Below are 19,573 nucleotides of genomic sequence, written 5' to 3'. Positions count from 1 at the left end.
CGTGTTCGGTGCGGAAGGGGCCGTTCGCGGCTACGGGGCGGCCCGGTGGGCTCGCCCCGTAGCTGTGCGCTGTTCGGGCGGACCCGCGGCCCAGCCGTCGTCGGCCAGGCCGCGGGTCCGCAGGTGTCAACTCGTCTTGAACAACACCTACGGACCGGGGTTGGTGGCCAGGTCGGCGCCGTTGGCAAGGGCGGCGATCTGCGTGTCGCTCGCCACGCCCTCCATCACCCAGACGTCGTCGATCGCGCCGGGCCAGTACTCGCCCCAGGTGCTGGTGCCGGTCTTGACGCGGCCGAGCTGCAGACCCTTGGTGGCGTCGAAGGAGGTCACGTTGGAGTTCCAGGAGACCTTTTCGGTGCAGGTGGGGTCGTTGGGGTTGCCGTCGTCATCGTCGTCGGCGCACAGGGTCTGCCTGCGCTCGCCGTCCACGTACAGGCTCATCTGGTCGTTGAAGGCGTCGTAGACGACGGCCAGGTGGTTCCAGGACGTGTTGTTCTGGAAGTTGGTGTGCTCGGCGGACACCGTCGCGGCGCTGGTGGAGTCCGCGCCGGCCATGACCAATTGCCAGCGGCCGCTGATCGACTCGGTCTCACCGGCGGGCGGCGGATCGGGCAGGTAGCGGACGGTGAAGCCACTGTTGTTGGCACCGGCCTGGCTCAGCACCGTGACCGGCTGCTGAGGTCGTGCCGCGGTGGTCACCCAGGCCCCGACGGTGAAGCCGGTGTTGGTGTGCACCGGTGAGGTGGCCGTCGCCGCGTAGTCGCCGTTGCCGTCGAGCAGCAGGCCGCCGGTGCCGACGTAGTTGCTGCTGCCGGAGGTGTCGACCTTGGCGTTGCCGCCGAGGGTGAGCGCGTGCTGGTCGGCCGCCGTGGGCATGTCGTCCGGGGACGTGGAGGGGGTGCCGGTCGCCGTGTCCAGCTTCCAGCGTCCCTTCACCAGGGGCCGGGCCTTGTACAGTTCGGCGATCTCGGGGGCGGACAGCGCCCGGTCGTAGAGCTGCACGTCGTCGATCTGGCCGGGGAAGAAGCTGACCGGCGTCCCGTTGTTGAAGCTGGCGCCGATCTGTACGGCGCCTCCCGCGTAGAAGGGCGTGGACCACTTGGTGGTGGCCACCCACTTGCCCTGCACGTACAGTCGCAGGTCGTCGGTGACGGCATCGTAGGAGCCCACGACCTGCGTCCACACGCCGCCCGGTGCCATGGCGGGATCACCCTGCGCGGCGCGCACCGGGGTGCCGTCGGCGGTGTCGGCGGAGTAGTTGTTGAACGTCCAGCCGTAGGTGGGCGAGTAGTACAGCTCGAAGCCCGGCCGCACCGTGCCCGCCTGGGTGGCGATGACCGCCGCCTTGGTGGGCTTGGTCGTCGACAGTTTCGCCCAGGCGGCGACGGAGAAGCTGCGCTGGTTGTTCAGCATCGGGCCGCCGGTGGTGGCGTAGTCGTCGACACCGTCGAGGGTCAGGGCCTTGCCGTCGGCACCGGTGTCGCCGGGCTTTATGCCTCCCTGGAACACCGCGGGCTTCACATCGCCCCGGCCGTGCACCTGGGTGGTCGCGGTGCCGTTGTCCTGGAGCGGCGGCTCGTCCAGCGGGAACGCCGCCAGGGCCGGGCGACCCGCACCGAGCGGCTGCTTGTTGTACAGCCTGCCGACCTCCGTGACGCTCAGCGGCTTGTCGAAGAGGCGCACGTCGTCGATGACGCCGGGGAAGAAGGACCCCGGAGCGCCGTCGTACGATCCCGCGCCGATCTGGAGACCGCGGCGGGCGTCCCACGGGGTGGAGTAGGCGGTGGTGCCGACGGCGACGCCGTTGACGTAGAGGGTGAGTGCGTCGCCCGCGGTGGTGTAGGTGCCCGCGAGGTGCACCCACTCGTTGGCCTTGGCTCCCCCGGCTGCGGCCTGCATGACCCGGACGGGGGTCGCCGTCGCCGTGTCGGCGGAGTACTGGTTGAAGGCCCACCGGTCGTAGGTCTTGGAGTAATACAGCTCGAAGCCCGGCGCGTGGTTGCCCGGCTGGGCGGCGATGATCGCGGCACCGGACGGCATGCGCGACAGCTTCACCCAGGCCGACACGGAGAATCCGGCCGAGGTGTCCACGGCCGGGATGTCCGACTGCAGGTAGTCGTCCGTCCCGTCGAAGGACGCGGCGGTGCCGACGGCGCCCTCCACGCCCAGGGTCGGTCCGCCCTTGAGGTCGAGGGTGCGAGTGCCCGAGATTCCCTCCGCCTGGGTGGCTCCGGCGGGCTCGTCCAGCTTCCACTGGCCACGGGCGGGCTGCCCGGCCGAGACCCTGAACTGGTAGGTGCGGATCTCGCTGCCGTTGCCCGCGTTGTCGAAGGCCTGGGCGGTGACCCAGTTCAGCCCCGAACGGGTGGGCCGGAACTTCATGGTCTGCGCGCCGCCACCGGTGGTGATCAGCTCGTTCTCGGAGGTGGGGTCGGTGTTGATGCCGAACCAGTACTTGGTGACGTCGGTGTTGGGCACGTCGAAGGTGAAGTTGGCGTATTTGCCCACGCCGTCGTACCAGGGGTCATTGGGATCCGACGGGTCCGAGGCGGGGTAGTCGCCCGAGGCGATCGTCGGGCCGGCCGGCACGGAGGTGTCGTAGACGAAGTAGCAGGAAGTCGCGTCGCCCGACCAGGACCAGGGCGAGTAGCTGTAGTACTTGCCGTCCTCGTAGTCCACGGCACGTGCGGACCACGCCACGGTCTTGTTCTTGGGGATGGAGGAGGGAAGGGTGATGGGGAAGTCGGAGCCGGACTTCTTGGGCGTGGTCTTCGCCGAGGTCCAGCGCGCGATCATGCCCTTGCCGTCACCGGTGTCCCAGGCGGCCTGGAACTGGACGCTCACCTGGTCGCCGTCGGGGTCGGTCACATTGCTCGCGACGACCTTCGGCAGCGAGCGGACGTACGCCTTCTTGTCCGGCTTCTTGCACGACCCGCCCGGGTCCATGGCCAGCTGCGACATCGAGATCTGCGCAGGCGGACGGTTGTACTTCACCCGCAGATAGGCGTCGTCCGAGAACCGCTTCCAGCCGTAACGGTCGGTCTCGCTGCCGGCGCGCAGTCCGAAGGAGGTGTACGAGTCGTCGTGCGCGGCCGCGTACTTGACACCGGCCGTCGCGTCGAACTCCACGGTTCCGCCGGGGCAGGAGGAGCCGAAGCCCTTGGCGACGTCCCGGCTGTCCAGCTTGTCCAGCCAGTTGTCCTTGGAACTGTTCCAGGTCGTGGAGGAGCTGAAGCTCTTGGTCCGCCACAGCTCGACCGACCGGCCGTCACAGGAGGCCGACCAGGTCTCGTTGGCCACGAACTCCGCGCTGATGATCGTCTTGTCCGCGAACTTCGAGGTGGGGAACTTGTAGAACAGCCGCTTGGTGTCGTACGGCGCGCAGTAGTCCCACTCGCAGTAACCGACACCCGCGTCCGAGTTGCCGTTGAAGCGCCACTGCGGTGAGTCCGCCCAGTACTTGGAGGCCATCGTCCACTCCCCCGCCTTGGGGGTGTAGGTCTGCGGGTCGATGTAGATCGGGAACTGGGCCTTCGGGTCGGACAGCAGCTTCGCGTCCGGGGTCAGACGCAGCTCACCGGCCTTGGCGTCCACGTCCACGCCGATCGGGGCCACCTTCGCGGCGTCTCCGGGCCCCTCGTCCGCCGTCCCGGCGGGGACCGGATCCGGGGAGTCCGCGTCGGCCGCGGAGCTCAGCTTCATCGCGGCCGCCGCCGGAGCCGGGGCACCCGTGCCGGAATCCCACATGACCGGCTTGGGGGCCTGGAAGACCACACCACCGGCGCTCGCGTCACGGGCCTCCAGCCCGCCGCCCCCGGACTCCTTCAGGGTCAGCCCCGAGGTGTCGAACCCCAGCTTCAGCTCCGCCAGGGCCGGGCTCTTCGCGGCCTCCGCGGTCCGCACCACCAACAGCTCCGAGAAGCCGTCGGTGTCGGAGCGCACCTGAAGGTCGACATCGGGGAGCACGTCGCGGTAGGTCGCGGTGTCCCCGTCCAGCACCGGCGCCGGAAGCGCCTGGGGCCACTCGAAGGCCAGCGTGCGCCCGGCCCGCTCCAGCTCCACCAGCGGGCCCTTGCCACCGCCGGAGAACGTCAGTCCCACGGCCGCGGCCTTCGGGGCGACCCGGTCGCCGTCCCCCCGGACCAGCGTGTTGTCGATCTTCGCCCACTGGCCGTCGACCCTCGCCCGCACCGGCCGCAGGTGCTGCACCGACTCCAGCTTTCCGTCCGGAGTCGCGTACACCTCCTCCGACTCGTTGCGCAGCGCGGTGATCTCGACGTTCTCACCGGTCGAACGGGCCCGCGCGAGTGCCGCGCTCTGCGACCGCGCCGCCTTCCCCGCCGACGATGACGACGCGGCCGACTTCGCCGGCGTCTTGCCCACCGACTGCGAAAGCGCCGCAGCAGGGCCGGCCGCCAGCGGCGGCACCGCCCCCATCACCACCGCCGCCACAGCGGTCAGCAGCACCGTTCTACTTCGGATGCGTCTGCCCAACAGACACGCCCCCTCGCGTTCGAGCCCCCGGACCGGGGCTTACAAGATCTTTACGAATACAAGATCAAATCCGGCCACGGTCATCACCGTCAACAGGCTTCCCGGCCAACCCCAGCTGGTTACCGCCCAGTTGGCTTGTTCTTGTTCATGTCAAAGCGACTCCCTGAGCCTCCACGACACGAGCCCTCACACCACCCAACCGCGCCCCCTCACCCAACAGGCAACAGGCAACAGGCGGTTGACACCCCGTTCCCAAAGCACAACAGCCACCCGGCAGATCTCTCCTCTCCCTTTCTCGCTGGAGCCTCGCAACCGCTCGCTCGGGGTCGGACTCCGGCAACGGCAACCAGGTCGCCGCGGCCGAGGTGCACGACTGCAGGGACAACTCCACCGGGGATGAAGGCCACCGCTGGCATGACGCCCAAGAGATGGGCACCTCGGTGAGCCTGAAGCTCTCCGAGGTGCGCGGCCCGCTCACCTGCCACTTGGTCGCCGTCGGCAAGGACGGCTCCCAGCAGACGGTCTCCAACTGGTCCGTGGGCAAGGAGGGTTACGACACCTCCGCGCAGCCCGAACCGCTGTCGCTCGACGGCGCGACGGGAATGCAGCCGGACGCCATCGACCACGTCGACGTGGTCACCACGCAGGGCCGGCGACTGGTGTCGGTGAACCTCTGACGCCACCGGCCACCGCCGGCCGGCGAGCCGCACGAGGACGGCTGAGGGGGTACACGCGATTCGCGTGTACCCCCTCAGCCGTCCTGTCCGCTGTCGCGTCGCTCAGACCAGGAACGCCTTGGGCGAGGACGCCTGGGCGGTGGTGATCCGCTGGATCAGCAGAACGACCAGCACCGCGGCGATCACGCCGGCCACCTGGTCGTAGACCGTGTAACCGCCGCCCTGCCCGGTGACCCAGGCGGCTATCAACCCGCCTGCCGTCTTGACCAGCCAGACCCCCCACCAGACGTTCACCAGGACCGTACCGCCTTCGACGCCACTCGCCCGCACGATGTCGGCGGCGACCCGGCGCGGTATCCACCACATGGCGACCGGGATGAACCACGCCCCGACGGCGAGCCCCGGACTGTACTTCTGGGTGCCCGGGGCCAGGATCTCCGCGTTCTCCCGGCAGCGCCGGAACCACACCAGGAAGGCGATCGCCGACCCGACCGTCGCCAGCAGCAGCAGCGGCACCGCCATCCGGAACACCGTAGTCCTCGTCCCCCCGGTCAGCCACAGCCCCAGCTGCGTCAGCGTGTACACGACGATCAACACCTGCGCGACCCGCGCGATCTTCCGCAGGTCCGCCAGGGGCTCTTGCGGCGCGGTCGGCGCGGACTCCAGTTCCCCGGTGGCGTCGGCGGATGGTGCTTCCATGGGAACAGCCCTTCGCTTCAAGATCGCAAGCTGCTGATCACAGCGCCCCTGCGCACACCGCGTCAACCCTCGTGGAGTCGTTTACCGCCATCCGCCCCGGACTTGGCCGATTCCCCGCGCGTGACGCTCCGGCCGGTCCGTACGAGATCACCGAGTGGCCGTCGATACACCACTCCAGCGGACGTGACCGCCCACCGATCACCGTATAGACCGAAACCCGGCAAGGGGGGCCGGCGGCAAAGAGGCGCTTCACGTACAACCCTCTTGCTCGGCCGGTCGGCGGCTTCCCCCTCGGCAGTCGCCGGGGACGTCGGTGCCGCAGCTGCAGAGGACGACGAAGAACGCAAAGAAAGAAACCTCGAAACCCTCCGACGCAATCCGGGCCTGCGTCCGTTACGTGCCGCAGATCTCGACGACTCGATCCGGCTGAGGCCATGGGACGTTCTGCACACCCCCGCGAGAGCCATCTCCTTGGCACGCCGAAGAGCAGCCCGCGGCCCGGCCGAGCACTGGGGCAGCCGGAAATACAGCCTGTCACTGAACGGCAGCGCCACTTCGGTCATGTGGCTCTCCACCGAAGGGCGAGACCACAACCGACTACGACAAGGCGCTCCAGTCGGGGGAACTCGGCATCGGATTCGCGCCGGCCGTCACCGAACGACTTCTCAGCCACGCTACCCGGATCACGCGGTATCGATCGTTCCCTCGGACACGGTCCTCCGCGATGGTTGGGCCCTGAACAGCAAAGACAAGGGCCCCACGGTGGGCCACCGATGCCGCCCGCAGTACTTCGCTGAGATCTGGAAGCCAGGCAACCGTCGCGGAGCCCCCTTGTCGTCTCACACGGCAACCACGGCACGATGGCCACCTCCTACAGCCAACTCGTCAGCGACTGCCGACAGCTTCTGCCCCAACCGTCGGCAGTAACCACCTGTGATCACCGGAGCGTCGAAGGAGCTTCGGCAGACGATCGCTCCCGGTCGGGCACGAAGCGACGTTGACACCCGAGCACGAAGGACCGAGGCTCGCGCCATGGCCGAACTGTTCGACCTCGGTGGGGAATGGCCGCGGTGGCCGGATGCCGCGGTTCGGCTCTGGCGGCGGGCGATGAGCCGGGCCGGTGCGGCCACCGATCCGTCGTGCTGGGTGCCGCAGGAGGGTGATCCGCTCCTGCGGGAGCAGCTCGCGAGCGAACTCGGCGTGTCGGCCAGGCAGTTGGTGGTCACCTCGGGCGTGCGAGCGTCCGCGGCCGCCCTGGTGCGCACCTGCAGCCCCGTGCTGGTCGAACGCCCGACCTTTCTGGGGGTGCCCGATGTACTGGCCTCCTACGGGATTCCCGTGCGGTCGAGCCGATGGGAGCAGATCACCGAGGCTCCCCGGGGATCGGCGCTCTGGGTCACCGTCCCCTGCCGGAATCCCGACGGGCGGCAACCCGACAGGCGGTTCCTGGACGACCTCGCCGCGGCTGTCGACCGCGGGGTCCGGGTCATCTGCAACTCCGCCTACGCGTGGTACGCGGGACCCGCCGACCTCCCGCCGGGCGTGGTCCGGGTCGGAACGCTGCACAAACTCGCCGGACCCGGCGCCGGTATCGGCTGGGTGATACGTGACGACACCGAGGCCGTCTCCTGGCCGCCGCCGGGCATGCCGGTGCCACCGCCCTTCTGGCAACGCACCTGGGCCCATTTCATCGAGGACGGCGGGCTGTCCCTGTTGCGGGCGCCGCTCCGCGAGCTCGAGACCGTCCGTTCGGCCTTTCTCGCCGGGGCCGGTCGCCCGGACGAAGGAGCCGGGCCGCATGTGCTGCTGCCCGTGCCGGTACCGGAGCCGTATGCGCTCTCCGCGCTCGCCGCAGTCGGCATCGTGGCCTCACCCGGGGCCGCCTTCGGGGCCGGGGAACCCGCGGTACGGGTCTCTCTGATCGGCCTGACCGCCGACGCCGCGCGAGGTGTCGGCGAGCGCATGAGGGCCGCGCTCTCCTGACACCGCGTACCGCCCGTACCGGCCGGCGATCACCGGCAGCCGCTCCCCTGCCAGTCCGTGCGCCGCCGCGCGTGGCGTCACACCCTCCCGGTCGGCCCGCCGCAGCACCTCGTCGATCAACCGCCGCATCGAGCACCTGATGTGCCTGAAGGTCTGCTCCACGTCAGCCTCCAGATCGCCGAACAGCGTCCACCACCACCAGGCGTTGGTCGCGGAGTTCACGATGACGTCCGGCAGCACGGTGATGCCGCGGGCTCCCAGCCGCCGCTCGGACGACGGCAGCACCGGGAGGTTCGCGGCCTCGACGATCCACCGGGCCCGTATCCGTGCCTCGTTCGTATCGTCGATGCAGTACGAGACCGCGGCCGGCACCAGCACCTCCGCGTCCGCCGACAGCCAGGCCTCGCCCTCCCGTTCGGCGTCGCCGGGCCGTAGGCACTCTCGGTCCACGGTGCCGTGCGCATCTCGCGCAGCGAGCAGCCGCTCGACGTCGAGGCCGTCCGCGTTGACGATCGTTCCCTTGACATCCGCGACCGCGACGACCCTCAGCCCCGCCTGCGCCAGAAACCGGCCGGTCGCCCCTCCCATCGTCCCGAAGCCCTGGATGGCCACCCGGGTGTCCTCGTACGCCCGGCCGGCCCGTTCCAGCCCGACCAGCACCGACTCGGCCACCCCGCAGCCGCCCACCAACTCACCGAGCCCGACGCCCTCGACCCGCAGGGCGAACGCGTCGGCGAGCCGCTGCCGGGCGGCCTCCTCGTCGTCCAGCAGGGGCCGGACCGCCTGCGCCGCGGAGGCCACTCCGACCTCCATCAGCGCCTGGTCCACGGTGTCCTGGGACAGCCCCAGATCCTCCCCCAGGGCCCAGCAGTTCTCCACGTACGGCCTCATCGCCCGCAGATAGCGCACCAGTACGCCATGAGCCCGCGGATCCAGCGGATCGCAGTCGATGCCGCCCTTCGCGCCGCCGAGTGGCACATAACGGGCCTGCGGGTCGTAGTGCAGGGCCTCCTTCACCGTCATGCCGCGAGCCAGGTCGGCGACCTCGCCGAGGGTGCAACCGACCCGCATCCGCAAGCCGCCGCTGGCGACCCCGCGGACCAGCGTGTCGATGACCAGATGGCCCTGGCGGCCGGTGACCGGGTCGGTCCAGGTGACGGCGAGGAGAGGTGCGGTGGATATCAACGGCGCTCCTGCACGACGGACGCGGATGAGGGCAGCTGAATTCAACGGCCCTCCAGGGGACGGGCGTTGGGCGGTATTGACACCGGCTGAGGCGATCCACTAGTCACGTCAGTGTGCCATCGACACCAGAACCTCACGGCGGCTTCCACCGATTACGGCCGCCCTCCGGGGCCCTGATCCGCATCACCCCTTCGCTGCTGCTCGCCGAAGCGGGAGAGCTGACCTGGCATCCGTCGGCCGCGCTGGTCCATGCCGTGACCGAATGTCTGGCACTCACCGGGACGAGCCCGCGGCTGGCCCTGGTCCATCATGCGATGCCCACCTTCCGCGCGGCCGGGCTGGCCGAATCGGAAGCGGTCGAATGGACCCGGCGCTTACGCCGGGAGCTCTGCGACCAGGCGTTCGAGCGTCTCTGCGAGCGCTATCCGGATGAGCTGAACCCTTCGGGGCTGCCGCTGGAACCGATCGAGTTCGATCTCGACGGCTACGGCATCAACGTGAACTTCATGGGCGACGGCATCGATTTCCGAGCCAATCAGCAGGCCCACTTCGATATCGTCGAACCGCTCGGCTCGAACCTCTACGGCCCCAACGTCAACATCCGCGGCGGCTGGCCCGTCTTCTGTGACGGCCGAGCCTATTGCCGCGACCGGGGCCTCGACATCAGAGAGATTCTGGACAAGGTTCCCGCCAGCCGGAATCTCACCTTCCGGTTGCCGCACTACCGCGCACTGCTCGAGGACTACTCCGTCGCCTACCAGGTGGACATGACCGACGACACCCCGTTCACCGTCTTCGTCAACCGGGTCGAGGAGGCCGGGCTGCTGCACGGCGCCACGGAGGTCGCCAAGGCGGACCCCGAGACCGACGCGCAGCGGCCCATCCGGCATTACGCCTGGGACAACGTCTCCTCCGCGGCCGCCGACCGCTGGTACGCGGAACTCGGCCAGGAGAACCGGCGTACGCCGGGCGAACCGCACCGCCTCAAACCGCTCATCCCGGAGAGCGTGCGGACGGCCAGAACCCCGCTCCTGATTCCCGTACCAGGCGATCCGACCGGTTTGCCGGAAAGGCACTGACTTGCCACCCTCTCCGTTCACCGAGGCGGCGCCTGGATGGCTGAGCCTGGGGGTGCCCGCGGGAGCCGGCGCCCTCACCGGGCTCGCGCTGTCGGCCGATGGCATGCTCGTGGCCGCCACCCTGGTGGCCCCCGACCCAGCCGCGGACCGGGACCGGGCCACCACCTGGATCCGCTCGACTGCCGCATCCGCGGCCTGGACCAGACTGGATACAGGCTGCACCGAGCTGGTGTTCGCCCCGACCGGGCGAAGGCTTCTTGGCCTGGCCCGGGCCGAGGAGGGACAGGTCTGCGTGGTGATCGATCCGGATGCCGGTACGGCCGTCCGGGCCACACCTCCGATGATCTCCGGCGGCGCACCGGTGTGGCACCCGCAGGGCAACGGTTTCGCGTGGTCGTGCGCAGCCCTTCCGGGCGGCCCGCGCCCGCTGCACCGCACCCGGCGGCTCGGCTTCGACCTGGACGGGCGTGGCTGGCTCGGCGAGGACGTACGGCAGGTCCATGTTTTCCGGGGCTACGACGGCTACGGGGGTTTCGGGCCCGGCGACGAGAAGCCCACGGTGATCGAGTCGCCCACCGACTGCCGACACCTCAGCTGGGCGCCGGACGGCCGGACGCTGCACTTTGTCACCGAACGGCACGACGAACGCTTCCGCGACTTCGGCGCCCAGCTCTTCGGAGTCGACCTGGACAGCGGCCACGAACGTCAGCTCACCGAGCCCGACCTCGTCGCCGCGGCCTCGCTTCCGCTGCCCGGCGGGGCGGTCGCCTGCGTGGCGCTGACCCGTGCCGCGGGCTGCGGCAGTGTCGGAGCCGTGTACACCGTCGATCCGGAGTCCGGCGAACGGGTACTCCGGTTGACCGACCCGGCGGCGTGCGACATCGCCCATCCGCTGACCTCTTATGCCCACGGGCTTGCCGCCGTGGGCGGTCTGCTCGTCACCGTGCAACTGGCCCGCGGCGCGATGCCGCTGCTGCTGCTCGATCCGGAACGGCCCGGCAGACAGCGCCGGATGCTCGACGGTCCCTGCGAGGTGCACGCGTACGACGCCGGGCCCGGCGGGATCGCCGCCCTGGTGCGCTCGGGGGCGACCGCGGAGGACGTACTCTTCCTGCCCGCCGAAGAGCTGCCCGAGCCTGCGGCGACCGTCCTGCCCGTCCCGCCGGCCACCACCTGGCAGACGGACGGCACGCCCCGGCTCCGGCCCCTGGACATCGCGGGGATCGACGCCTGGCTGGTCACGCCGGAGGGGCCCGAGCCCGCGCCCCTCGTGGTCTGGCTGCACGGGGGTCCCGGCGCCCAGGCCGGCTGGACGGTCCCGCCCGATGTCCAGCGGCTGGCCGCGCACGGCTACGCGGGCCTCTATCTGAATCCGCGCGGTGCGGCCGGACGCGGCGAGGACTTCACGGCCGCGCTGCTCGGCGGGCCCGGGACGATCGATCTCGACGACGTCGCCGCGGCGCTCGACGCCGTGGTGGGTCTGCCCGGGATCGATCAGGACCGGGTCGGCGTGCACGGTGTCTCCTACGGCGGCTACTTGGCCGCGCTGCTGTGGAGCCGGACACCGCTGATCAAGGCCGCCGTGGTGGAACGCGCCATCGTCAGTTGGGACTTCCACCGCACCGGCAGCGATCTGGGCATTCCGGTCACCGACGGCTACTGGCGGGGCGGCCCCGGGCCCGGACAGCGTCCGGATCCGCTCACCGTACCGCTGCACAACTCCTCGCCCGTGCTCGTCCTGGCCGGGGAGTTGGACCGGCGCTGCCCGCCGGCCGAATGCCAGCTGCTGTTCGGCCGGCTGGTGGAGGAGGGTGTGCCTGCCGAGTTCGCCGTACTGGCGGATTGCGGCCACAGCGTCGGCGCGGCACCGCCGTCCGTCCGGCGCGCCCGCGGTGCGGCACTACTGGACTGGTGGACGACTCAGCTGCCCGGGACAGCCGCTACATCAGCTCCCTGATGAGCCGCAGCAGCCGGACGGCCGTCTGTCGCTTCTCCTCGCTCAGGGCCGAGAAGGCCGAGGTCAGCGCGGCCAGTTCACGCAGCTCGGCGTCGGCCTCCACAGCCTCGCCCACCGTTCTGTCGCGCTCGACGAGTTGCAGCACGATCGACGCCTGACCGGCGAAGGGCGCGACGAACTCCAGACACCCGATCCCGCGCTCCTCGTCCAGCTCGTAGTCGAGCACCTCCATCACACCGACCGGCGCATCGTCCTTGATCAGTGGAAAGGCGACGATCGACCGTGGTACGTATCCGGTGGATTCGGCGACGTCCTTGGCGAAGGAGGGCTCCACCGACACGTCATCCACCACGATCGACTGGCGGGACAGCAGCGTCCAGCCGGCGATCCCCCGGTCGGACGGGTACCTGCGGCCGATCATCGAGTCCTCGCCCTGTCCCGCGACCGCCTCGAAGACGAATTCACGCCGGGCGATGTCGAGCCGCTGGATCGAGCAGGCCTGGGCGACACACGCCGCTCGCGTGGTCTCCGCGATCGACTGGAGGAGCAGCCGGTGCGCTCGCCCGTTCTCGGCGCTGCCCGCGCCGAGCAGCAGGGCGAGGTCTTGTCCCTCCATCAGGTTCCTCCCGTGACGTTTCCCGCGATGAGATGAAGCACCGTCTTCACTTGATACGGAGTCAGGCCGCCGTGTGCGCCGAGGATGCGCGCGCACATGCCGCTGACGTGCGGAGTGGCGAAGCTGTTGCCGCTGCAGACCATCTCGCCGCCGTTCAGCCAGCCGACCGGCACCCGGTCACCGCGGGCGAAGAACTCGACCGGCGGCGCCGGGTTGTACACCAGCAGCTCCGGGTCCGGCTGTTTGTGGCTGCCGACGGAGATCACCGAGGCGAAGCGCCAGGGGAAGCTCTCTATCGGCGTATTGTGCGCCGACGCGACGATCAGGTTGCGCCGGAAGTACGCGACATCGGCCAGGTGGTAGAGGGTCCGTGCCACCTCGGGTTTGGTGGTGGACAGGCTCATGTTGATGACGTCGAAGTCCTGTTCCAGCGCCCAGCGCAGACCCGTGATCAGCGCCTCGCCGCTGCCGAAGTAGCCGAGTCCGAGCACGCGCACACTGATGATCTCGCAGGCCGGGGCGAGCGACCGGATGATGCTGGCGCACGCCGTGCCGTGCCCGCAGACATCGCCTTCGGTGTCCTCGGTGACGACCGATTGCCCGCCCTGGGTCTCCTGCACCGCGTACGCCCCCTGGATGGGACCGACCTGCGGATGATCCTGTTCGACCCCACTGTCGAGGATGCAGACCCGGGCCCCGGCGCCCGAGCCGTCGCCCCAGGCCCACTCCTTGCTGATCGGGTGCGGCCAGCTCGCCGGCTGCGGTGCCGTGCCGGCGGGGTCGTCGCCGAGCCGCCAGGACAGGGAGAGTTCCGCTCCGCCGCGCCCGGGGGTCATCGTGGGTCCTCCCCTCGGGTGAACCGTTCCGCCTGTTCGATACCGGCCAGATGGCCCTTGGCCCGGTACCGGGCCAGCGCCAGATCCGCCGCCCGTCGAGCTTCCGGCTCCCGGCCCAGTTCTCGCGCCAGATGCGCCTGGTCCAGCAGCGCGACAGCCTGGATCTCCGGGGAATCGGTCATACCGGCGAGCCGTAGGGCGACTTCGACGCTCGCCTCGGCGGCCTCCGGGTTCCCCCGGGCGAGCTCCGCCCGGGCCCGCGCGCCGAACCAGCCGGCCGGGAAGTCGCCGTCGTGCTGCCATTCCGACTGCGAGCGCAGGAGGTCGACGGCCTCTGCGGCCCGGCCGAGCCGCAGCAGCACCCTGATGAGATCGCCGGCCACCGCGGCGTGCTGTACGCCGCCGAACCGGCCGAGCGCGGTGCAGGCGGTCCGTAAGCGCTCCTCGGCCGCCGGTAGATCTCCGCCGAAGGTCTTGACCGTGGCGGCGAAGACCGCGATCGAGATCCTGGCGAACTCATGGGCGAACTCCGAGACCAGCCTCTCAGCTTCGCCCAGCAGCCCCTCGGCCCGCGTCAGCTGCGATCTGCTCGCAAGCAGTACGGCGAGGGGACACATCGCCGCGACGCGCACCAGCCGCCCCGAGGCGGGCACCCCGGCCAGCAGTGACTCGCACTCCTCGATCGCCCGCGGCGCCGGTGTGGGGCCGCGCCAGAGAGAGAAGGCGAGGCCCCCGATGCTCTGCGCGTGCTGCAGATCGTCGGCCCCGGGCACCGTACCGGACCTGCTGCGTTCAAAGGCCTCGACGGCCCGCAGATAGCGGCCGTTGGACTGGTGGACCTGGCCCATCAGTGAGTAGGCCTTGCTCAGTCCCCTGGCGTCGGACGCCTCGGTGAAGACGGGCACCGCGTCGGACGCCAAGCGGAGCAGACGATCGGCGGTCAGCTCCGAGGTGGGCAGCTGGACCAGCCCCAGCCGGGCATGGGCCAGCGTGGCCCCGTCACCGTGCCGGGCGGCCTGCGCGACCGCCTCCTCGTAAGCGGTCCGTGCCTCGTCGAGCCGGGTCGTGGCCATCAGCGCGGTGCCGAGCTCGGTCAGCATCGGGCTGCGGGCCGGATCGGCCTCGGGCACCGCTTCGAGGGCACGGCGCAGCAGATCGGCCGCGGTGTGCAGATCGCCCTGGCTCATCTCCTGCCCCGCGGCGGTCCGCAGGGCCGCTGCCGTCCGGGACCGGAGCGGTTCGGCCGCCTCGGCGTTCCCCAGTTCGTGGAAGTAGGCAAGGGCACGTTCGAGGTGTCCGCCGATCTCGTCGGCCGCCTTCTCGCCGTGCAGCTCGTCGAGCAGCTCGCCGATCCGCTGGTGCATCCGGGCCCGGATCCGCTTCGTGATGGACTCATAGGCGACCTCTCTGATCTGCAGATTGTGGAACCGGTAGGCGCCGGCGCCGGCGGCCTCCAGCAGCCGCCGGTGCGCGAGCCGGTCCAACGCGGGCTGCAGTTCCGCCAGTTCGAGCAGGGCTCCGAGCAGTTCAGCCGTGCACTCCATGCCGTGGACCGCGGCCCACTGCAGGATGGCGGTCTCGTGGGCGTCGAGGGTCTGCAGGCGGGCCGCTATCAGCGCCCGGATGGTGAGGGGCAGCGAGTCGATGCCGGAGCCGTCACCCACCGCACCCACGAGTTGCTCGATGTACAGAGGATTGCCGCCCGAGCGTTCCGCGATTCCGCGCACCGTCGCCTCGGCGGTCTCGCCGTGCAGCGCGACGTCGAACTGACTGCGGGCGAGGCTCTCGGCGGCCTCGCGGTCCAGCGGGGCCAGCAGCGCGGACGCCGCCGACAGGATGCCGCCCGACCAGGTCGGGCGGCTGTCGAGAAGTTCGAGCCGGGTCAGGCAGAGCAGCATCACCGGCACATCACGCAGCGAGTGGGCGAGCTGCCCGATGACGTCGAGCAGCAGAGGCTTGGCCCACTGCATGTCGTCGAGTACGAGGATCAGGGGGCACTCCGCCGCGGCCACCTCGAAGAGTCTGCGGGCCGCCCAGAGCACATCGTCCGCGGTGTGGTCGACGGCGCCGTCGCCGAGCGCCTCGGCCGCCGCCCGCAGCCCCGGCTCGACCTGCTCGCCGCGAGCCAGCTCGGCGAGGGTGCCGAGCAGCGGGCCGAGCGAGACACCCTGCGAGAACGGCGGGCATCGTCCCGTGAAGACCTTGGCGTAGCTCTGTGCCCAGCCGAGGAACTCGTGTGCCAGCCGCGACTTCCCGATGCCCGGTTCGCCGTAGACCGTGACGATCCTGGCCATCCGGCTGTCCCGCAGATGATCGAAGTTGCCCCGCAGAAACCGCAGTTCGGCCTCCCGGGCCACCAGCGGCGCGGTCATCCGCCGCTGGATGCCGCCGGCGTCGGGGTCGACGTCGCGCACCAGCCAGGCGGGGACCGGTGTGCTCTTACCGGCGAGCTGCTTCGGTGCGAGCGGTTCGAGCAGGACGGCCCCGCTGACCAGCGCGCGGGTCGCGCCGCCGATCACGATCTGCCCCGGTGCCGCGGTCTGCTGGAGCCGCGCCGCGACATTCACCATCTCGCCGTTCACCCGCACCTGGGCTCCGTGCCCGGAGACCATCACCTCGCCGGTGTTCACTCCGATCCGCACCGCGATCCGCACACCGAGCCGCTCGGACAGCTCATGATCGAGCAGTTCGGCCTGCCGGCACATCGCCACGGCTGCCCGGACCGCCTGCAGGGCGTCGTCCTCGTGCAGTTCGGGGACGCCGAACACACCGACGACCGCGTCCCCGATGAACTTCTCCACCGTCCCGCCGTGCCGCTCCAGGGCACGCCGCATCCGCTCGTAGTAACGCCCGACGACGGCGCGCAGCGGCTCGGGGTCCAGGCGTTCGCTGAGCGCCGTCGAGCCGACCAGGTCGCAGAAGACCACGGAGACGACGCGTCGGGTCTCCGACGGGTCGTCAGCCGCGACCTGTTCACCGCAGTACGGGCAGAACCGCGCCTCGGGCAGCCCCGGCCGCCCGCATGCGGCGCAGTCCACGATGTCTGACGATCCGTCGGCTACCAGACCACACCCCCGGCCCACTCGGAGTGCGCAACCACATCGGGCGTCGCCTCGTCGAGCCGTGACTTCAGGGAGATCAGCAGGTCGGCCTCGTCCTGTGTGAGCGCGGCCATGGTGGCCAGCTGCGGCTCCGGCATCTGGTCCACCGGGAACCCCGCCGCACGCAACTGGTCGAGCACCGCTGTGCCGTGAGGATCACTCATGCGGTCCTGTCCTCTCCTTCGACCTGGCCGGCGAGTCGATCGAGGGTGGCGACGAGCATCTGCACCGAGTGTAGGGCAGCGATACCGGCCGCGGACCGGTGCCGGTCCTCGAGCGGCAGTGAGTCGAGCAGCTCGGCGAGTGCTGTGCGGTGCAGCTGGTCGAGTTCGGCGTGCCGGGCCAGGGTTCGGAAGGCCGCGGCCGGCAGACCCGTGCTCCGTCTGATCCGGCCGAGCAGGACCGGCGGCGGTGGGTAGCCTTCGAGTACGGCGATATGGCCGATGAGCGCCACCGGGTGGCCGTGCCGCGTCCAGTAGTACTGGGCGCCGACCAGCGACGCGATCTCGGGGCGGGGGATTCGCCGGAGCAGCAGCGCCGCGTCGCCGCCGGCCGCGGTGAAGTCCGCGAGCAGTTCGGTGTCATGGCCGCGTTCCTCGGCGATCTGATCCCGGTAGTACCCGGCGAGCCGTGCGGCCACGGCATCGTCCCGGCCGCGTGCCACGCATTCGGCCACCGCGAACTCCAGCAGCGGCACGGTGGCGCGGATCGCCATGTGGCACACGGCGAGGAACTCCCGGTAGCGCTCGGGGCTGGGCGGCGCCCAGGCACGCTGCGCGGCGGTCGCCAGGGCCGGCACCACCGTCTCGATCTTCAGCCGCAGCCGGGTGCTCTCGGCGATCATGACAACCCGCCTCTGAGCCCGCGCAACGCATCGACGAAGGGATGGGAGCCGGTCGGCGGGAACCGGTCCAGCACCCGCCAGCACTGTGCGCACAAGCCGCCCTGCGGGGATCCGGTCTCGAGCGCTGCGGGACCGGCTTCGCCGATGGCCCACAGCAGCGGGTCCTCGGCGAAGCCGTCGAGCGCCTCGTCCAGTGCGGGGGCGGAGTCCGCCGTCCGGCGCAGCCGCGCCGGGCCACCGCCCATGATCACCGTTTCGTTGCAGCAGGCGCTCACCGTACCGTCGTAACGGACCACCGCCGTGCCCACCAGACCGCAGCGCCCGGGGCCCGCGGCCGGTGGCGCCGGGAACCAGTCCGCGCCCCGTCCGTGCGACAGGCCCGGCTGTTCCTCGATCTCTGCCCAGCCGGCCCAGCCGGGGCCGAAGGCGCGGCGCAGCAGTCCGCGAGCCTGGTCCGCCTCCCCCTCGAGGGTCTGGACGATCAGCCAGGCTCCGCTTCGCCGGGCGAGTACGGCCGCGGCCAGCCACGCCTCGTCGGGTACGAGCGCTCGATGGTGCCGGTCGGTGCTGAGGACGATGGTCTCAGCGCGGCGCAGCACCTCGGCAGCCCACCCGGCGGCCGCCGTTCCGCCGAAGTAGCCGCTGGTGTAGAGCACCAGGTGTTTGCCCGCTGCGTGGAGTTCCTGTGCGGCGTGGATCAGACCCCGGCGTTCGGCGAAGGGTTCGCCACCGGACACGGCGACGACCTGGATCGCCTCGCGTGCGGCGAGTGACGCCACCAGCGCCGTGAAGCGGGGCCAGTCGGTGATACCGCGGCCGCCGCGCAGCGAACCGACCGAGCAGTGGGCGCATTCGACCGGGCACCGGTCGGTGAGGAACAGCAGGGCGGAGCTGCCGGGGGACGCCCTCGTCCGGGCGATGTCGCTAGCGGTCAGGGCCATCGGAGGTTCCGTTCCGGGAGCCGGACTCGACCAGCTCCGCGTAGGCCGGCGCCCCGTAGCGGCGCGCGAAGCCGAGCGCACCGCCGTCCCGTATCGAGCGCTCCACCAGCGATTCGGCCAGCACGCCGAACGGCGAGTCGAGTTCGGCTGCGATCCGCTCGCCGGTCGCGGCGTCAGCGGGCAGCCGCAGACAGGTTGCGCAGTATCCCGGCCCGGGCGGCCCGGAGTGGCGTGCGGCCAGATGTCCGGGCCCGAAGGTGCGCAGTGCGCGTGGCAGCGGAAGGGTGAGGCAGCGCTGCCGGATCTCCGGCCAGCCTTCGAGGTCGATACTGCCGAGTTGCAGGTGCGGCGCGGCAGCTCCCGCCACGACCTGTTCGTTGCAGCAGGCCGTGACGGCTCCGGTCGACGCGACCACCGGCCAGGCCGCCATCGCGCAAGGTGCCAGGGTCTGCTCCGCGGGCGCCTTGGCAGCGCGGTGCCAGGCGGCTGCCCGACCGGAGGCGACGAGCGGGGTGACGAGCACGGGCACCTGATCACCGAACTCGTGCCGCAGCCGGCCGATCAACTCGTCGGCGTGCCCGGCGACGGCCTGCACGCTCGTCGAAACCCCGCGGGACAGCAGCAGTTCGAGCAGGGCGAACACGGCTGCTCCGGGGACCTCGCGTTCATGGAAGGCGTCCATGCTCACCGCGAAGTGATCGACCGCCTCGACGGCGGCGAGAACAGCCGCGGGCACCGTCGGCCGGGTGGCGAAGAACGCGCCGGACAGCAGATAGGTACGGGCGCCCGCGGTCCGCGCCCGCTCGGCGAGTGCGGTCACGAGTCCGGGCCTCATCAGCGGTTCGCCACCGGACATCACCACGATCTGCGGACCCGGCCCGATGGCGAAGGTGTCGGCGAAGCGCAGCAGGCGGTCGGCGGGTAGTTCGGCCGATTCCAGTGACGAATCGGTGAAGCAGTGCGCACAGTGCAGCGGGCAGCGCCTGGTCACTTCGAGACAGATGCCCGCCGCAGGGACCGCCCGGAGTCTGAGCACTTCAGACAGATGCACGTGACAGCGCCTCCCTCGACGGGTTCCGGCCGAGCTCTTGCCCGGCTTCATCCTAAGTAGGGCAATTTGCGAGGTCAACGACGGAATCCGGCCAGGGAATTGTGACGGTT

Annotated in this window: 14 protein-coding genes; 4 read left to right on the top strand and 10 right to left on the bottom strand. The window is 70.6% G+C overall.

Features of this window, described 5'->3' with window-relative positions; all coding sequences use genetic code 11:
- Nucleotides 1-147: 147 nt before the first annotated feature.
- Nucleotides 148-4,467: a LamG-like jellyroll fold domain-containing protein gene (locus N4G66_RS14650; RefSeq protein WP_261704525.1), complete on the bottom strand. Its 4,320-nt coding sequence runs from the start codon at nt 4,465-4,467 to the stop codon at nt 148-150.
- A gap of 455 nt (nt 4,468-4,922) precedes the next feature.
- Here N4G66_RS14650 and N4G66_RS14645 point away from each other — a divergent pair, with 455 nt between their 5' ends.
- Nucleotides 4,923-5,171 carry a hypothetical protein gene (locus N4G66_RS14645; protein WP_261704524.1) on the top strand — a complete coding sequence of 83 codons (249 nt, stop codon included), beginning with the start codon at nt 4,923-4,925 and terminating at the stop codon, nt 5,169-5,171.
- 102 nt (nt 5,172-5,273) lie between these two features.
- On the opposite strand, the gene N4G66_RS14640 is transcribed toward N4G66_RS14645, so the two are convergent.
- A complete protein-coding gene (locus N4G66_RS14640; protein ID WP_261704523.1) occupies nt 5,274-5,870 on the bottom strand; it encodes a DUF4328 domain-containing protein in 597 nt (198 codons plus the stop codon).
- Between the two features lie 1,032 nt (nt 5,871-6,902).
- On the opposite strand from N4G66_RS14640, the gene N4G66_RS14635 reads away from it, so the two are divergent.
- The gene (locus N4G66_RS14635; protein ID WP_261704522.1) at nt 6,903-7,853 is read left to right on the top strand and encodes an aminotransferase class I/II-fold pyridoxal phosphate-dependent enzyme; all 951 of its coding nucleotides are present in this window, start codon (nt 6,903-6,905) and stop codon (nt 7,851-7,853) included.
- Here the strand turns inward: N4G66_RS14635 and N4G66_RS14630 are convergent.
- Nucleotides 7,740-9,038, bottom strand: coding sequence for a Glu/Leu/Phe/Val dehydrogenase dimerization domain-containing protein (locus N4G66_RS14630; protein ID WP_261704521.1), 1,299 nt, complete (start codon nt 9,036-9,038; stop codon nt 7,740-7,742). The two genes, N4G66_RS14635 and N4G66_RS14630, sit on opposite strands and share 114 nt — an antisense overlap.
- Nucleotides 9,039-9,151: 113 nt before the next feature.
- On the opposite strand from N4G66_RS14630, the gene N4G66_RS14625 reads away from it, so the two are divergent.
- Both N4G66_RS14625 and N4G66_RS14620 read left to right on the top strand, forming a co-directional pair.
- Nucleotides 9,152-10,117 carry a hypothetical protein gene (locus N4G66_RS14625; protein ID WP_261704520.1) on the top strand — a complete coding sequence of 322 codons (966 nt, stop codon included), beginning with the start codon at nt 9,152-9,154 and terminating at the stop codon, nt 10,115-10,117.
- Nucleotide 10,118: 1 nt separating this feature from the next.
- Nucleotides 10,119-12,074, top strand: a complete 1,956-nt coding sequence (locus N4G66_RS14620) for a S9 family peptidase (RefSeq protein WP_261704519.1) — start codon at nt 10,119-10,121, stop codon at nt 12,072-12,074.
- Here the strand turns inward: N4G66_RS14620 and N4G66_RS14615 are convergent.
- From N4G66_RS14615 to N4G66_RS14585, 7 genes are read right to left on the bottom strand one after another with little or no spacing between them, the layout of a single operon-like run.
- Nucleotides 12,058-12,690: a GAF domain-containing protein gene (locus N4G66_RS14615; RefSeq protein WP_261704518.1), complete on the bottom strand. Its 633-nt coding sequence runs from the start codon at nt 12,688-12,690 to the stop codon at nt 12,058-12,060. The two genes, N4G66_RS14620 and N4G66_RS14615, sit on opposite strands and share 17 nt — an antisense overlap.
- Nucleotides 12,690-13,526, bottom strand: a complete 837-nt coding sequence (locus tag N4G66_RS14610; RefSeq protein ID WP_261704517.1) for a S8 family peptidase — start codon at nt 13,524-13,526, stop codon at nt 12,690-12,692. The genes N4G66_RS14615 and N4G66_RS14610 overlap by 1 nt, the downstream gene beginning before the upstream one ends.
- On the bottom strand, nt 13,523-16,564 hold the full coding sequence (locus tag N4G66_RS14605) for an adenylate/guanylate cyclase domain-containing protein (RefSeq protein ID WP_261704516.1): 3,042 nt from the start codon (nt 16,562-16,564) through the stop codon (nt 13,523-13,525). The genes N4G66_RS14610 and N4G66_RS14605 overlap by 4 nt, the downstream gene beginning before the upstream one ends.
- Nucleotides 16,565-16,584: 20 nt before the next feature.
- On the bottom strand, nt 16,585-16,791 hold the full coding sequence (locus tag N4G66_RS14600) for an aroma-sacti cluster domain-containing protein (RefSeq protein ID WP_261704515.1): 207 nt from the start codon (nt 16,789-16,791) through the stop codon (nt 16,585-16,587).
- Entirely contained in the window at nt 16,788-17,471 is a 684-nt protein-coding gene (locus N4G66_RS14595) for an iron-containing redox enzyme family protein (RefSeq protein ID WP_261704514.1), read from the bottom strand. Before N4G66_RS14595 ends, N4G66_RS14600 begins: the two co-directional genes overlap by 4 nt.
- Nucleotides 17,468-18,412, bottom strand: a complete 945-nt coding sequence (locus N4G66_RS14590) for a radical SAM protein (protein WP_261704513.1) — start codon at nt 18,410-18,412, stop codon at nt 17,468-17,470. Before N4G66_RS14590 ends, N4G66_RS14595 begins: the two co-directional genes overlap by 4 nt.
- Nucleotides 18,396-19,463, bottom strand: coding sequence for a radical SAM protein (locus N4G66_RS14585; RefSeq protein ID WP_261704512.1), 1,068 nt, complete (start codon nt 19,461-19,463; stop codon nt 18,396-18,398). The genes N4G66_RS14590 and N4G66_RS14585 overlap by 17 nt, the downstream gene beginning before the upstream one ends.
- Nucleotides 19,464-19,573: the final 110 nt, after the last annotated feature.

Origin of the sequence: Streptomyces rhizosphaerihabitans (genome assembly GCF_025399795.1) — a bacterium.
Classification (GTDB): domain Bacteria; phylum Actinomycetota; class Actinomycetes; order Streptomycetales; family Streptomycetaceae; genus Streptomyces; species Streptomyces rhizosphaerihabitans.
Note: the sequence above shows the minus strand (reverse complement) of the source record. Positions and strands in the feature narration are given on the sequence as shown.